Genomic DNA, 13,609 nt, shown 5'->3' with positions numbered 1-13,609 from the left:
AATTGGTGTTACAGCGTGTACAGCTTTTCGCCCGGAACGACCGAGAACCCTTTCTCGGTCAGGACGGTAACAGCCGCGTCAGGATCGTCGAAACGGAAAATCATGATGGCGTTCTCCGAGGACTGACGCACGAACGCGTACATATACTCCACGTTGATTCCAGAATCGTTCAGCCGGGCCAGAATCTCATGAAGCCCGCCCGGACGGTCCGGCACCTCCACCGCGAGAACCCGCGTCTTGCGCACGGTGAAGCCGCTTAGCTTAAGGGCCTCCTCGGCCCCGTCGTTGTCGTTCACGATTAGCCGCAAAATCCCGAAATCGGACGTGTCGGCAAGGGCTAAGGCCCTTATGTTGATGCCAGCCTCCGAAAGGATGCGGGTCACCTCGGCCAGCCGCCCGGCCTTGTTCTCTATGAATACGCTGATCTGCTGTGCGTGCATTTTTTCTCCTTTACAGGCTCAAAAAAGGCATCCTGCTTCAAGCTGATAAATGATTCAAAAGTGTTGGGCGAACCTGCACTTCGTGCAGAACCACCCAACCTACGCCTGCTGCCGAAGAACCCCGGACCAATCTGTTCCCCGCCCTCCGCACAAGGCCGATCAAAAGCGATGAAATGCAAGGAAGCGAGGGTGGGCCGGGGAGGGATAGTACACACGGTACATCCCGACACGGCCCGCATTCGCTTACACAGCAGTTCGCGCTTTTGGACGGCCGCTAGCGTTTCCTGTTGTCAATAACCCGCTGCGCCTTGCCTTCACTGCGCGCTATGGTTTTTGGCTCCACCAGCTTCACCTTGACGGCCACGGCCAGGGTTTCCCGTATATTCTTGGTGATGCGGGCCTCCAGGCTCTGGAGGGTCTTCACCTCGTCGGAGAAGGACGCCTCGTTCACCTCCACCATAACGGTGAGGGTGTCCAGGGTGCCTTCGCGGTCCACCACCAACTGGTAGTGGGGGCTGACCTCGGTCATTTCCATCAGGACCGACTCGATCTGGCTGGGGAAGACGTTCACGCCGCGAATTATGAGCATGTCGTCGGTGCGGCCCGAAACCTTTTTCATGCGCACCATGGTTCGCCCGCACTTGCAGGGGGCGTAATTCAAGGACGTGATGTCGCGGGTGCGGTACCGGATTATGGGAAAGGCTTCCTTGGTGATGGTGGTGAAGACCAGCTCGCCGGTCTCGCCGGGGGGCAGCACTTCGCCCGTGTCCGGGTTTATGATCTCGGCTATGAAGTGGTCCTCGAAGATGTGCAGGCCCTTTTTCTCCTCCAGGCACTCTATGGCCACGCCTGGGCCTATGACCTCGGAAAGACCGTAGATGTCGAGAGCCGAAAGGTAGAGCTTCTTTTCGATCTCCTCCCGCATCTGCTCGCTCCAGGGCTCGGCCCCGAAGATGCCGCTCTTGAATTTCAGGCTCTCGAAATCGACCCCCATCTCCTCTGCGGCCTCGGCAAGGTGCAGGGCGTAGGAGGGCGTGCAGGTGAGGATGGTGGGGCCGAAATCCTTCATTATCATTATCTGGCGGCGGGTGTTTCCGCCTGAGATGGGGATCACCGAGGCTCCCAGGCGCTCGGCTCCGTAATGCACCCCAAGGCCGCCGGTGAAGAGGCCGTAGCCGTAGGCGTTGTGGATTATGTCGTCGCGGGTGGCCCCGCCCGCCGAAAGGCTGCGGGCCATGAGTTCGCTCCAGGTGGAAATGTCGCGGGCCGTGTAGCCCACCACTGTGGGCTTTCCGGTGGTGCCGGAGGAGGCGTGGATGCGCACCACGTTGTCCATGGGCACGGCGAACATGCCGAAGGGGTAGTTGTCCCTAAGGTCCTGCTTATAGGTGAAGGGAAGCCGGGACAGGTCGGCGAGGCTCTTTATGTCCGAGGGCCTGACTCCCGCCTCGGTGAACTTCTTGCGATAAAAGGGCACGGTGGCGTAAACCCGTTCGGCCACGCCGATCAGCCTGCGGAGCTGGATGGCGGCCAGGGCCTCGCGGGGCAGGGTTTCAAACTCCATGTTGAAGATCATGGGACTTTTTTCTCCTTTTGATTACATACGAAAGCGCTTCGCCTGACGTGGACGAACGAACTTCCGGGCTGACTTTTATCTGGCGAAACATGGATAAATGGCGCGGACTTTTCGGTCGACCCGTTGGATCGTGGCCGAAAACAGGGCGCGGTATCGGACCGGTTTCGTCCGCCCGCTGCCGTTTCGTCGCAAGGATGAAGGAGACCGGCCCTAAAGGATCGGGAAAGCCGGTCTGGCGGCTTTTTCAGCAGGCGGACCCGGTAAAGACGAATGGTATTGAAAGAAACGCCATAAGTTTTGTGGCCTTGTATTTTTATGATTGCCGGACGACCGGGCGTAACAGGCTGCCGTTTTGGCTTCCGGCGACCGGGCCGCCGGTTCAAAAGGCGCTTGTTATGGATTCGTTCTGGTTAACAAGGGATACAAACCGTGTCAACAGATTTTTACTGGTACGCCCTGATCCGGGAAGGCTTTTCGGGACGCCGGGGATGATTTTGATCGGGCGTTTCCACCGCAACATGTTGCGGCTTTCGCCCCGCGAAGCCGCAATTTCAGGGCCCCGTCATTTTCACCCGGCCATAAAGCAGGCGGTGGGGCATTTCGACACCAATTTGTTGAGCTTGTTCGGTCTCTAACGCCCATATGTTGTAGCAACCTTTGATTGTATCCAAAATTTTCAGGTGCTTGTCATTTTTTGACAAAAAAAATGTTGACTTCACAAAAATCGAAGTCTACAGTGTGCCGAAATAATTCAAGCTGGATGCTTGTTCCCCTTATTGTCGCCGCATGGTGCCCGCCTCGACTATGAACACCGTCTTGACATCCCCGGATGAAATGCCTTGTCGGTCGTAGCGCCAGTTTTTCATGAGCGGACTTCAAATACATCCCCGCGCGTTTTTGCGCGAGGGGCGGATACAACAGTTGTTTGTCCGGTCGCCTGTCCGAAGAAATCGGAGTCGGGCGGCCTTTTTATCATCACTTGAGAGGGAGTTATTTAAATGGCAGAGCGTGAAACCGGCACGGTGAAGTGGTTCAACGAATCCAAAGGCTTTGGCTTCATTCAGAGGGACAACGGCGGCGACGTGTTCGTACACTACCGCTCCATCAGCGGCGCGGGCTTCCGTACCCTGGCCGAAGGCCAGAAGGTGGAGTTCACCGTGGTCCAGGGCGAAAAAGGCTTGAAGGCTGAAAACGTAACAGCGGCCTAGTACGGGCCGGGACGGGACGGGGGAGCGGAACGGGCTTTAAATTCGGACTTCACCAGCCCGTTAAAAAAGTCCGAATACGAAGCCTGTATAAAACGATGAAGTGCAAGGAGTGCGAAAAGCCAATGAGCAAGCGTACCATAGGTACGTGGCGGAATTGGCTTCGAAGCACGACACAGCAATTCGCGTTTTAGACAGGCTGACATCCCCTCGCCTGTGAATGGCCGGGGCCCCGCAGGTGACACTGCGGGCCCTGGCCTTCCCAAAGGCTCTTTTTCAGAAGCTGCACGACCCCCTGAACGGGGCTTCCGCACGGCGAGCCCGGAGTCCGCTCCGGCTATGAAGCAAAGCGTATCGTTTTTCCTACCCTCTTTTTTCATGCCGCAATGTTTCACCCCCCCTGTTTTTTGCATCTTTACAAACATGACGGTTCGTCCTATCCTTCATACACGGCGCGTTTCCCGGCTCCATGCGTTTTTACGCCAAAGCCCCGGCTTATGCGCTTTCGGAAAGGGCGACCGGCGGGCTCCCGGTTTCAACATAATTCAAATTTTCTTGCCGCCAGGAACGATATCAGGCCATGAAGAAAAATGCGCACAAACCATGCTGCCCCCCCTTTGATCCCGAACCCTGGGACGAAAAGGAAATAATCTGGAAGGACAAGCCCTTTGTAAAAGCGAGGGTTTTCAGCATCTTTCACATTCCGGTGAATTTTTCGGACGTGCTTAAAGCCAGCATGGAAAAAATAGCCGCAGCAGGGGCGGCGCTTCCCGAATATCTTGCTCTTTCCGATGAAAACAGCCTTTTTGGCGCGGACCTTTACATAGCCGTGGCCAAGGACGTGCCCGACGTGAAAAACGAGAAGATTTCCGCCACATTCCTCACCAAGGTTTTCGAGGGCCCGTACAAGAACGCGGGCAAGTGGGCGGCCCAGATGAAGGATTACGCGGCCTCCAAGGGCAGGGAAACCAGTCGGATACTCTTTTTTTACACCACCTGCCCCAAGTGCGCCGGGCATTACGGTAAAAACTACACGGTGCTGTTCGCGGAAGTTTGACCGGCCGAAGACCGGTTTTCAACCAACCAAACCTTCAAGGAGGTGCTCGTGTTCTGTCTGCCGCCCGAACTGCTGGAAGCCGAAATAAGCATCCCCCTGTACCAGGTGGCGGCCCTGCTTTTAGCCACAACCCTCACCCTGCTGGCGGGGCGTCTGAAGCTCTCCCTCATCATCAATTACCTGTTCACCCTCTACTGGGGCTATATCGCCAACAGCAACATGCTTCTGGGCGAGGGAGTGGAAAGGTTCAGCACCTTCACCATGTTTTACCTGGGTTTCGGGTTCGTGATAGCCATTCTGGCGGCATTCGCCTTCCTGCTTCACAGCAACTACAGGGGCTGAACCCGGCGAAACAGAAAATTCGATCACGGTGACACTGTTTCTCAAAAACATCCTGTCCTGGTTCACCCTGCCCCTGTCGTGGGTTGTGGTGGTTCTCGCCACCGGTCTGGCGCTTTCCCGGTTCTCCAAAAAGATGAGGGCCGGGCGGCTTCTCATGTCCGCCGGATTTCTGATCCTCTTCCTTTTTTCCATCCGCCCCACGGCCCTTCTCCTTTTGGCCCCCCTTGAGGGCCGCTACCCCGCCTATGCCGGTCAGCCGGTGGATTTCGTTGTGGTTCTTGGAGGCGGGCAATATTCCGAGGCCAGCAGCGAGCGCCTTTTCGAGGGCATACGGATAAAGAGGCTTAACCCGGAAAGCCGCCTGGTGCTTTCGGGCGCGCCCTGCGGGGCCCCGGTCTCGGAGGCGGACGTACTGGCCGCCCGCGCCCTTGCCCTTGGGGTCCCGGCGTCGGAGATCATCCTTGAGCCCTGTTCCCGCGTGACCTGCGAGCACCCCCTTTTCGTGAAGCCCCTGGTGGCTGGCCGCCCCTTTGCCGTGGTGACCTCGGCATCGCACATGCACAGGGCCGTCAGGCTCTTCAAAAAGGCAGGCCTGAATCCGGTTCCCGCGCCCGCCGGAAGCCTGTCCTTGCGCCTCAACAACGCCGGACGGAGCGCCCTTGCGCCCAACATCTCGGCCCTTTCGGCAAGCTCCGCAGCGTTCCACGAATACTTCGGGCTCCTGTGGGCATATCTCAGGGGCCAGATCTGACATCCGATTTTTTTCGGTAACGCCATAACCACAGGAGCCTTGTCCATGACCCCGACTTCCGTGTTCACGATAACCACAAGGCTTACCGCCTCTCCGGAAAAAATCTGGCAGAGGGTCACGACCCCCGAAGGCATCGCCCACGAGTTGTACCCCTGGCTTTCCATGACCTTCCCCAAATCCGTGAAGGCCCTCACCCCGGAAACCGTGCCCCTGGGAAAGCGCCTGTGCCGCTCGTGGGTGCTTCTTTTCGGGGTCATTCCGGTTGATTACGACGACGTTACCCTGGTCGAACTGGACCCGCCCCGGCGCTTCCTGGAAAAATCCCCCATGCTCTCCATGGCCCACTGGTCCCACGAGCGCACCATAGCCCCCGCTCCGGGCGGCGCAAGCCTCACCGACACCCTCACCTTCGCCCCCAGGCTGGCCCTTGCCGCCCCCCTTGCGAAAATTATCGTGAAGGCCCTGTTCACCCACCGCCACAGCCGCCTCGCCTCCTGGTTCGGAACCGGGCGCTGATCCGGTTATTCTTGCACGCGGCTATTTTTCGGGTTAAACATTTTGATTCGGGGCGGCCCCGCGCCGTTTTGGGTCATGTCACTTTTTTCCTAAACGGGAGTTTTTAATGAACTGGCACCAGTTGGACACCCAGGAGGTTTTTTCCGGGCTTGAGACCGGGTTTACGGGGCTTTCCGCAGCCGTGGCCGGGAAGCGGCTCGAAGAATACGGCCCCAACGCCCTGGCCGAAAAGGGCGGGGCCTCTGTGTGGAAGATGCTCCTGGCCCAGTTCGCGGATGTCATGATCGTGGTTCTGATGGTGGCCGCCGTGGTTTCCGGGATTTTGGGAGAGGTGGCCGACACCGTGGCCATAGTGGTGATAGTGGTTGTGAACGCCATAATCGGATTCGTTCAGGAATACCGTGCCGAAAAGGCAATGGAAGCCCTGAAGAAGATGGCCGCGCCGGCAGCGGTGGTGATCAGGGACGGAGCGCCGGAGCACGTGGCCGCTTTTCGGGTGGTTCCGGGCGATATCGTTGTGATGGAGGCCGGAAGCGTGGTTCCCGCCGACGTGCGGCTTGTGGAGGCGGTGAAGTTTTCTGTGGAGGAGGCCGCCCTCACCGGCGAGTCCGTGCCCGTGGAAAAAAACTCCCGCCCCATTTCAGATGAAAACCCGCCCCTGGGCGACCGGCTCAACATGGCATACGCAGGAACCTTTGCCACCTACGGGCGCAGCCTTGGTGTGGTTGTCGCCACGGGCATGAAGACCGAGCTGGGCAAGATCGCCGCCATGCTGGACACAGAGCAGGAGGTCAAAACCCCCCTTCAAAAGCGCATGGCCTCCTTCGGCAAGCGCCTTGCGGTGGTGATCCTGTTCATCTGCGTGGTGGTTTTCGGCGTGGGCGTGGCCCGTGGCGAAGACCCCCTCCTGATGCTCCTGACCGCCGTGTCCCTTGCCGTGGCCGCCATCCCGGAGGCCCTTCCGGCGGTGGTCACCATAAGCCTCGCCCTTGGGGCCCGCAAGATGGTGAGGCAAAACGCCCTCATGCGCAAGCTCCCGGCAGTGGAGACCCTGGGTTCGGTCACATACATCTGCACCGACAAGACCGGCACCCTGACCATGAACCGCATGAAGCTCACCGAGGCTTGGTTTGCCGGAGAGCGCGTTCCGGCGGAGGGCATCGCCTCCCGCGCCGGGGCCGACGTCTTTCCCGACGACTATCTTGCGGCTGACTGGTTTCTCCTGGCCCTGGCCCTTTCCAACGACGCACGCAGGGACGCTTCGGGAAACGCGGTGGGCGACCCCACCGAGACCGCCCTCTACGTTCTGGCCGCAGAAAAGGGCTTCGACAAGGGGCATCTCGAAGAGGCCTTTCCGCGCGTGGCCGAGCTTCCCTTCGATTCCGACCGGAAGGCCATGACCACCTTCCACCGCCTGGAAAACGGCTTCGTCTCCTTCACCAAGGGCGCGCCGGATGTCCTCTTCGAGCGCTCGGTCGAGACCCTTTTTTCCGAGGAAAAAAGGCCGGTTGACGTCAGCGCCCTTTCAAGGGCCAACGAAAAAATGGCCGCGTCGGGCCTTCGGGTCCTGTGCCTTTCAATGCGCCGCTGGGAGAGCCTTCCCGAAGACCTGTCCCCGGAAAACGTGGAAAACGGCCTCACCCTTCTGGGGCTAGCGGGCCTCATGGACCCGCCACGGGAGGAGGCCAGAAACGCCGTGGCCCTCTGCCGCACGGCGGGCATCCACCCGGTGATGATAACGGGCGACCACCCGGTGACTGCGCGCGCCATAGCCATGAAGCTGGGCATCTGGAAGGATGATTCCCGCGCCGCCATCACGGGCCGGGAGCTGGCCAGAATGTCGCCGGAGGATTTCGCCAAAAGGGTGGAGGACATAAGGGTCTACGCGAGGGTCGCCCCGGAGCAGAAGCTCATGATCGTCAAAGCCCTCCAGGAAAGGGGCCAGTACGTGGCCATGACCGGCGACGGCGTGAACGACGCCCCGGCACTGAAACGCGCCGACATCGGAGTTTCCATGGGCATCACCGGCACGGACGTGGCCAAGGAGGCCAGCCACATGATCCTTCTGGACGACAACTTCGCCACCATCGTGGCGGCTGTCCGGGAAGGGCGCAAGATTTACGACAACATAAGAAAATTCGTGAAATACCTTTTAACCACCAACGCGGGCGAGGTGTGGACCCTTTTTCTGGCCCCGGTCCTGGGCCTTCCCATACCGCTTGTGCCCATCCAGATTCTATACATCAACCTCATGACCGACGCCCTGCCCGCCCTGGCCCTTTCGGTGGAGCCTGCGGAAAAGGACATCATGGAGCGGCCCCCAAGGCGGCCCTCGGAAAGCATCTTCGCCCACGGCCTCGGCTTCCACGCCATGTGGGTGGGGCTTTTCATCGGCGGCGTCTGCCTTTTGACCCAAATGTGGTACATCGACCACAACAACACCCACTGGCAGACCATGGTTTTCTCGGTCCTGTGCTTTCTGCAGCTCTTTCACGTAATGGCCATAAGAAGCGAGACCCGCTCACTCTTTTCCATAGGGGTCTTTTCCAACAGGTGGCTTCTCTACGCGGTTTTTCTAAGTTTCGCCCTTCAGCTCGCCACCATTTACACGCCGGTTTTAAACCCGATTTTCAACACCGAGCCTTTAACGATCAAAGAGCTTGGCATAACCATCGGCGTGTCTTTTTCAATTTTCGTGGCCGTGGAAATCGAAAAGGCTGTCAAGAGGATAGTTGCCATGAGGAGGAGGAAAAAAGATGCGGCCTGACAGCCCATAGAAGCAGGGCTTGACAAAAATAATAATTATTCTTAAATTTAAGGCGTAGTGGTCCGAACCCGCACGGGAGAAAAGCCATGGAGCCGGCAGAGAGAATCCCTCTTCAGATGGTGGTTTACAGGTACGTGCAGTGCCCGAAAATAGGGCGCGACCTGGGCCGCGACATTCGCCTCACCCTTTCTTACGACAAGGAGTTTGGCGGCAAGGACGGGGCCAAGACCCTCTGCGACTGCGAATGCTCGCGGGAATGCGGTGTGGGCCGGGTGAAGGGCGGGGTTTTCGTCAATGATTTTTCCGGCTGCCCCTTTGAAAAGGTGCGTTTCTGGGGCGCATAGCAGGCGCTGACGGCGGGCCTGTTCGGTCAGTATATCCGCGTATAAAGAGCCGAGACCTCATCCCTGTAAATTTCGCACCAGTCGTTCAACCGGGACATGCGAACGTCGGCAACCGTGTTGGCGTGGACCAGCACGTGATCCGGCGGAAACCTCTCCAGTATCCTCCTCCATCCGGGCATACCGTAATAGAACCTCACGTAGTCGTTGTATATGTCCTTGGGATACTCCTCGTAGGCCCTTCCGTCCACAGCCGAGCGAACCCTCGGAAAGCACTCCCAGGACAGATAGCCCCCCCACATGGCCCAGGTGAGAACGTCCCCCGAAAGCTCCAGGGACTTCATGTATTCAACCGCTCCCACCGGATAGAAGGAGTGTATCACAGAGCTGTTCACGGGCCGGGCCGGAATTCTGTGCGAAAGGGGCGGGCCCCATTCGGAAAGGCCCATGGCCCTTTTCGAGATGAAAAACCCCGAAAAGGCCGCAGCCGTCAGCAGGACCGCCACGGTGGCCACGCGGGCCGCGCGCCCGGTGGAGCCGCCACTGGTCCGCAAAAACTCCGCCGCCGCCCGGTCCAGGGCACGGGGCGCGTAAACCCCGAAGGCCAGAGCGAAAAGGGTGACGTGGCGGTTGTATTTGAAGGCCAGGAGGGCCATCACCGCCATGACCGATTTAGCCGCAAGATCGCCTTTCAGGAACCTCGCCCAAAGAATCCCGGCAAGGGGCAAAAGCCCCAGAAACGGGTAAAGCACGTCCTTGTCGAACCCGATTTTCAGGGCCTCGGCCAGGGGCAGCCATTCGCCGCCGTAATCGTTGGGATCGTAGGAAAGGGAGACGAGGAAGTTTTCCCACAAATCCGCCCCGAAGGGAGTGGCGAAGGTGAGGGCGAAGGCCGCCGCGCCCGAAGCCATGAGCCAGCGGGGCCGAGGCCTGGAAAAAAAGCCGCAGGCGATGTAGATTCCGAAAAGTATGAACCCCGCCGGAACCGACATATGGGTGTTGGCCCAGGCCCAGAAAAGGACCGGCAACAGGACCATGGACGTTTTCCGGCGGCTGGTTCCGGTTTCCTCCAGCATGTGAAGGCAGAGAACGAAATAGAAATAAGAAAAATTGCGGGCCAGGAAAAGAGGAAAGGCCGCCGGGGCAAAGGGGGCGATGAGGCCCAGGACCGCCAGGGAGGCTGTCCGGGACGCCCCGCGCTTTCTTGCCGCGTAATATACGAGGCCCAGTGTCGCAAGGGCCAAGGCCCACCTGTAACACTGTATTCCCAAAAACCCGAAGGACTCGTAAACAAGGTGGGTCAGGACGGCCACCGACCAGGCGTGATTTATGAAATTGCGCGGAGAGGGGATATAGGTGAAAAAGTTGTAGGCAGGCAGGCTCTTGTTGATGGCCACATACCCGCCAAGTGCAAGGTAGGAAAAAAAATCCGGGCTGACGAAGGTCTCCCACAGGCCCACGAACAGCGCCGAAAGGGAAACCGCCGCTATAAGCCTTTTCCAGAGGCGTTTTTTGTCCGGCCCGGAGATCATGAAAGCTGCATCTGAAAATAATGGGAAACCGCCCGGCCAAGGGCCAGGCTCTTGTGAGCGCCGCTAAAAACCACCCTTTGGGGAAGCCTTGCGTAAAACCTTCGGTAGGCCATTCGCCTCAAGGAAAAAAATTCCCGGTCCGAAAGGGTGGAAAGATTGTGGCTCGCCCTGTAAAAGTGCATCCCGCTTTCATCGGGCGCTTCGATCTGGCCGCACATTTCGCAAAGCCTGGTGCCGGGAAAGGGAGTGACGGTCATGAAAGAGGCGAAGTTTAAGGGCAGGCGGCAGGCGAAATCTATGGTGCGCCTAAGCTCCTCCCCGGTTTCGGTGGGAAAGCCCAGCATGAAGTTGCCTATTGTGACTATGCCCAGGTCGCGGGCGTTTCGTACCGTCTCTTCCACCCGCTTGAGGTCGAGATTTTTGTGTATCATGGCCTGGATGCGCTCGGAGGCCGTTTCAACCGCCACCGCCAGGAAATAGGCCCCGGCCCTTCGCATGAGGGCCAGAAGCCCCTTGTCCAGTATGTCGCACCGAAGGCCGTTGGGAAAGGATATCATCACCTTCCAGCCCCGGCTCAGAATCCCCTCGCATATTTCGGCGGCGCGCGCCGGGTCGTAGTTGAAGATGTCGTCCTGAATCTCGAATTCCCGTATTCCGTAGCGCCCGATCAGGGCCGACATTTCCTCCAGCACGTTTTCCGGGCTTCTGGCCCTGAACTTTTTCCCGAATATGTTGTGGCAGTAAATGCAGCCGTAGGGGCAGCCCCTGGAGGTGAATACCGGCATGTACGGGCGGTTTTTCAGAAAACAGGTGCGGATGGCGGAAAAATAGGAGGGAACGTCCACAAGGTCCCAGGCCGGGAAGGGCAGGGAGTCAACATCGGCCATAAGCCGGGGCCTGCCGGTTTCCACGGTGACTCCGTTTTTGCGGTAACTGAGGCCCGGAATGGAATCGAGCCCTTCGCTCCGGCCCGTCGCCAGGGCGTCCACCAGACGGGGCAGGGCCGCATCGCCCTCCCCTTTCAGGGCCACATCGAAAAGGCCCCCGCACAGGGCCTCAGGCCCGGCGGCGGAGGCGTGCGGGCCACCCAGTATCATGGGCCCGGAAAAGACTCCCGAATCCCTCAGATACCAGGCAAGGCTCCTCACCTGGGGCATTTCCACGGAAAAGGCGGAAAAGCCCACCACGTCGGGCGCAAACGAGCTGACCCGGCGGCCTGTTTCCTCGCGGGAAAGGGGATTTGTCCTTAGATCGAGTATGGAAGGGGTGTGGCCGCTCTCCCTTAAGGAGGCTGCGAGATACATAAGGCCAAGTGGAGGGGCGGTGCGCGCCTGGTGAAGATGGGCGGGGCTTGTCTTGACTAGGAGTATCCTGGCCATTTACGGTTTCTTGAACCTTCCGGGACGCAGCGAAAGCCCGCCTCATGTGAGATCGAATCGGGCCGGAAGGACGTCACGCGGTGGCCGGCCCTTCGCGGGTATCCGCCAGCAGCCTGTGGCGGCCCGAAGAGATAATCCGTAGCATTTCATACCCCCCCGTGGCAAACTCTTTCAAGGATATTTTTCGGGAAAGGGAAAACATGCGCTTGGGGTCGGAATAAAAGGACAGATATGCAAGGCGCTTTATCCGCACGAGTTCCTCGGCGGAAAGCTCGCAAACGGTAAACGGCATGTTGTCGTAGCTGAACCTCTCAGGTGGAATGGCCATGACCTGGGCCTTTCGCTCCTCCGAAAGCCGCTCGAAGATTCCGTTTCCGGGAAAGGGCGTCACTATGTGGATGCTCACCATGTCCAGGGGCAGCCTTCTGGCGTAGCTTATGGTGGCTTCGATCTCCTTTCGGGTTTCGCCGGGGCAGCCGATCATCAGAAAACCGCCTATGACGATGGACCTTTTGGATGCCATGTAATTGATGGCCCTTTCCATGCGGCCAAAGCTCTGGACCTTGTGAAGGGCCCTCTGGGAACGCCTGGTGCCCACTTCTATTCCAAGGCTTATGCGATAGGTTCCGGCCTCGGCCAGTTTGTCGATCAGCTTTTCGGAGAGAAGGTCGGTGCGCAGCCCGTTGGGAAAGGTGAGCCGGAGCTTGCGGCCCAAGGCGATTATACCGTCTAAGATGGCCATTATGCGGCCCTGGTCCAGGTTGGCGGTGTCGTCCAGAATCTCGATGGCGTCCACGCCGTACCTGTCCACCAGCATCCGGATTTCCTCCAGCACGTTTTCCGGGCTTTTGGGGCGGAACTTTTTCCCGAAGATGTTGTGGCAGTAGGCGCAGCCGAAGGGGCAGCCCCGCGAGGTGAAAACCGGCATCACCCTTTTGCGTCCCAAAACGTTACTCATGGAATTGTGGCTAAACCTGAAATAGGCCGGAACGTCAAAGAGGTCCCAGGCGGGCAGGGGCAGGGTGTTTATGTCCGGCACCAGGTCAGCCGCCGGATCGTATGAAAAATCCATATCGCCCCTCTGGAACACCCTCTGGATGTCCGACACGTCCTCCCTGCCTTCTTTAAGGCGCGAAAGGAGTTTCAGAAACGGGATTTCGCCCTCTCCCAAAATCAGGTAGTCCACGGCGTAATTTAGAAGGGCGTGCCTGTGAAACACCGTGGCAAGGGGGCCGCCCAGGGCCAGATACCTTGCATGGGGGCGAAGGCGCAAAAGGAGGGCTTCCACAAGGTCTGCGTCGGGAGCTATTCCGTACATGCCGACTACATCGGGTTTTTCCGAAGCCACCGCTTCAAAAAAAACCCGGCGCTGGGACTCGACCCTGAGGTCGAAGGCGGTGATTGAGATGTCGGGCATCCTCTCGCGCACGTAGGCTGCAAGTTTCGCCAGGCCCAGGGGCGGAACGACTCCGGAGTAATGGGAGGGCGGATGGACGAGATAGAGCTTCATGGCGCTCCTCGGGTGAGAATTCCAAAGACTGGCAATCCGGGAAGGAAATCGACTGCGGTGCAAATTAGAACAAATTTGCGATGCTGAAACCATCAGGATATATCATGATTATATCTAATACCCGGTGCAGTTAAAAGGCGAGAGGGGCAGGCCAAAGTACCAGAAAAGCACGAACGGCCCCCACGCCGGAGCC

13 protein-coding genes are annotated in these 13,609 nt (G+C 58.7%); 8 read left to right on the top strand and 5 right to left on the bottom strand.

Annotated features, from left to right (window positions below; all coding sequences use genetic code 11):
• Positions 1–8: 8 nt before the first annotated feature.
• Complete coding sequence (locus tag HZB23_14980; GenBank protein ID MBI5845962.1) at positions 9–440, bottom strand: ACT domain-containing protein; 432 nt, start codon at positions 438–440, stop codon at positions 9–11.
• 274 nt (positions 441–714) lie between these two features.
• On the bottom strand, positions 715–2,016 hold the full coding sequence (locus HZB23_14975) for a phenylacetate--CoA ligase (GenBank protein MBI5845961.1): 1,302 nt from the start codon (positions 2,014–2,016) through the stop codon (positions 715–717).
• Between the two features lie 194 nt (positions 2,017–2,210).
• Here HZB23_14975 and HZB23_14970 point away from each other — a divergent pair, with 194 nt between their 5' ends.
• The 8 genes from HZB23_14970 (at position 2,211) to HZB23_14935 (ending at position 8,998) form a co-directional block, all read left to right on the top strand.
• Entirely contained in the window at positions 2,211–2,651 is a 441-nt protein-coding gene (locus HZB23_14970; protein ID MBI5845960.1) for a hypothetical protein, read from the top strand.
• A gap of 363 nt (positions 2,652–3,014) precedes the next feature.
• The gene (locus tag HZB23_14965; protein MBI5845959.1) at positions 3,015–3,224 is read left to right on the top strand and encodes a cold-shock protein; all 210 of its coding nucleotides are present in this window, start codon (positions 3,015–3,017) and stop codon (positions 3,222–3,224) included.
• A 577-nt stretch (positions 3,225–3,801) separates the two neighbouring features.
• Positions 3,802–4,278: a hypothetical protein gene (locus tag HZB23_14960; GenBank protein ID MBI5845958.1), complete on the top strand. Its 477-nt coding sequence runs from the start codon at positions 3,802–3,804 to the stop codon at positions 4,276–4,278.
• A gap of 48 nt (positions 4,279–4,326) precedes the next feature.
• The gene (locus tag HZB23_14955; protein MBI5845957.1) at positions 4,327–4,620 is read left to right on the top strand and encodes a hypothetical protein; all 294 of its coding nucleotides are present in this window, start codon (positions 4,327–4,329) and stop codon (positions 4,618–4,620) included.
• Positions 4,621–4,648: 28 nt separating this feature from the next.
• Entirely contained in the window at positions 4,649–5,371 is a 723-nt protein-coding gene (locus HZB23_14950) for a YdcF family protein (protein ID MBI5845956.1), read from the top strand.
• Between the two features lie 45 nt (positions 5,372–5,416).
• Positions 5,417–5,887, top strand: coding sequence for a hypothetical protein (locus HZB23_14945; protein ID MBI5845955.1), 471 nt, complete (start codon positions 5,417–5,419; stop codon positions 5,885–5,887).
• Between the two features lie 106 nt (positions 5,888–5,993).
• On the top strand, positions 5,994–8,654 hold the full coding sequence (locus HZB23_14940; GenBank protein MBI5845954.1) for a cation-translocating P-type ATPase: 2,661 nt from the start codon (positions 5,994–5,996) through the stop codon (positions 8,652–8,654).
• An 86-nt stretch (positions 8,655–8,740) separates the two neighbouring features.
• Positions 8,741–8,998, top strand: coding sequence for a hypothetical protein (locus HZB23_14935; protein MBI5845953.1), 258 nt, complete (start codon positions 8,741–8,743; stop codon positions 8,996–8,998).
• Between the two features lie 26 nt (positions 8,999–9,024).
• Here the strand turns inward: HZB23_14935 and HZB23_14930 are convergent, their stop codons facing one another.
• From HZB23_14930 to HZB23_14920, 3 genes are all read right to left on the bottom strand, one after another.
• Complete coding sequence (locus tag HZB23_14930; GenBank protein ID MBI5845952.1) at positions 9,025–10,527, bottom strand: hypothetical protein; 1,503 nt, start codon at positions 10,525–10,527, stop codon at positions 9,025–9,027.
• Positions 10,524–11,906 carry a B12-binding domain-containing radical SAM protein gene (locus HZB23_14925; GenBank protein ID MBI5845951.1) on the bottom strand — a complete coding sequence of 461 codons (1,383 nt, stop codon included), beginning with the start codon at positions 11,904–11,906 and terminating at the stop codon, positions 10,524–10,526. Before HZB23_14925 ends, HZB23_14930 begins: the two co-directional genes overlap by 4 nt.
• 73 nt (positions 11,907–11,979) lie before the next feature.
• A complete protein-coding gene (locus HZB23_14920) occupies positions 11,980–13,416 on the bottom strand; it encodes a B12-binding domain-containing radical SAM protein (protein ID MBI5845950.1) in 1,437 nt (478 codons plus the stop codon).
• Positions 13,417–13,609 lie beyond the last annotated feature (193 nt).

The sequence above is a fragment of the Deltaproteobacteria bacterium genome, assembly GCA_016235345.1.
Taxonomy (GTDB): domain Bacteria; phylum Desulfobacterota; class Desulfobacteria; order Desulfobacterales; family Desulfatibacillaceae; genus JACRLG01.
This window is presented reverse-complemented; position numbering and strand designations above follow the sequence as displayed.

Excerpts from the sequence above, each read along its gene's own strand:
- HZB23_14980 (MBI5845962.1), bottom strand. The coding sequence starts at position 440 with ATGCACGCACAGCAGATCAGCGTATTCATAGAGAACAAGGCCGGGCGG.
- HZB23_14975 (MBI5845961.1), bottom strand. The coding sequence starts at position 2,016 with ATGATCTTCAACATGGAGTTTGAAACCCTGCCCCGCGAGGCCCTGGCC.
- HZB23_14970 (MBI5845960.1), top strand. The coding sequence starts at position 2,211 with ATGAAGGAGACCGGCCCTAAAGGATCGGGAAAGCCGGTCTGGCGGCTT.
- HZB23_14965 (MBI5845959.1), top strand. The coding sequence starts at position 3,015 with ATGGCAGAGCGTGAAACCGGCACGGTGAAGTGGTTCAACGAATCCAAA.
- HZB23_14960 (MBI5845958.1), top strand. The coding sequence starts at position 3,802 with ATGAAGAAAAATGCGCACAAACCATGCTGCCCCCCCTTTGATCCCGAA.
- HZB23_14945 (MBI5845955.1), top strand. The coding sequence starts at position 5,417 with ATGACCCCGACTTCCGTGTTCACGATAACCACAAGGCTTACCGCCTCT.
- HZB23_14940 (MBI5845954.1), top strand. The coding sequence starts at position 5,994 with ATGAACTGGCACCAGTTGGACACCCAGGAGGTTTTTTCCGGGCTTGAG.
- HZB23_14935 (MBI5845953.1), top strand. The coding sequence starts at position 8,741 with ATGGAGCCGGCAGAGAGAATCCCTCTTCAGATGGTGGTTTACAGGTAC.
- HZB23_14930 (MBI5845952.1), bottom strand. The coding sequence starts at position 10,527 with ATGATCTCCGGGCCGGACAAAAAACGCCTCTGGAAAAGGCTTATAGCG.
- HZB23_14925 (MBI5845951.1), bottom strand. The coding sequence starts at position 11,906 with ATGGCCAGGATACTCCTAGTCAAGACAAGCCCCGCCCATCTTCACCAG.
- HZB23_14920 (MBI5845950.1), bottom strand. The coding sequence starts at position 13,416 with ATGAAGCTCTATCTCGTCCATCCGCCCTCCCATTACTCCGGAGTCGTT.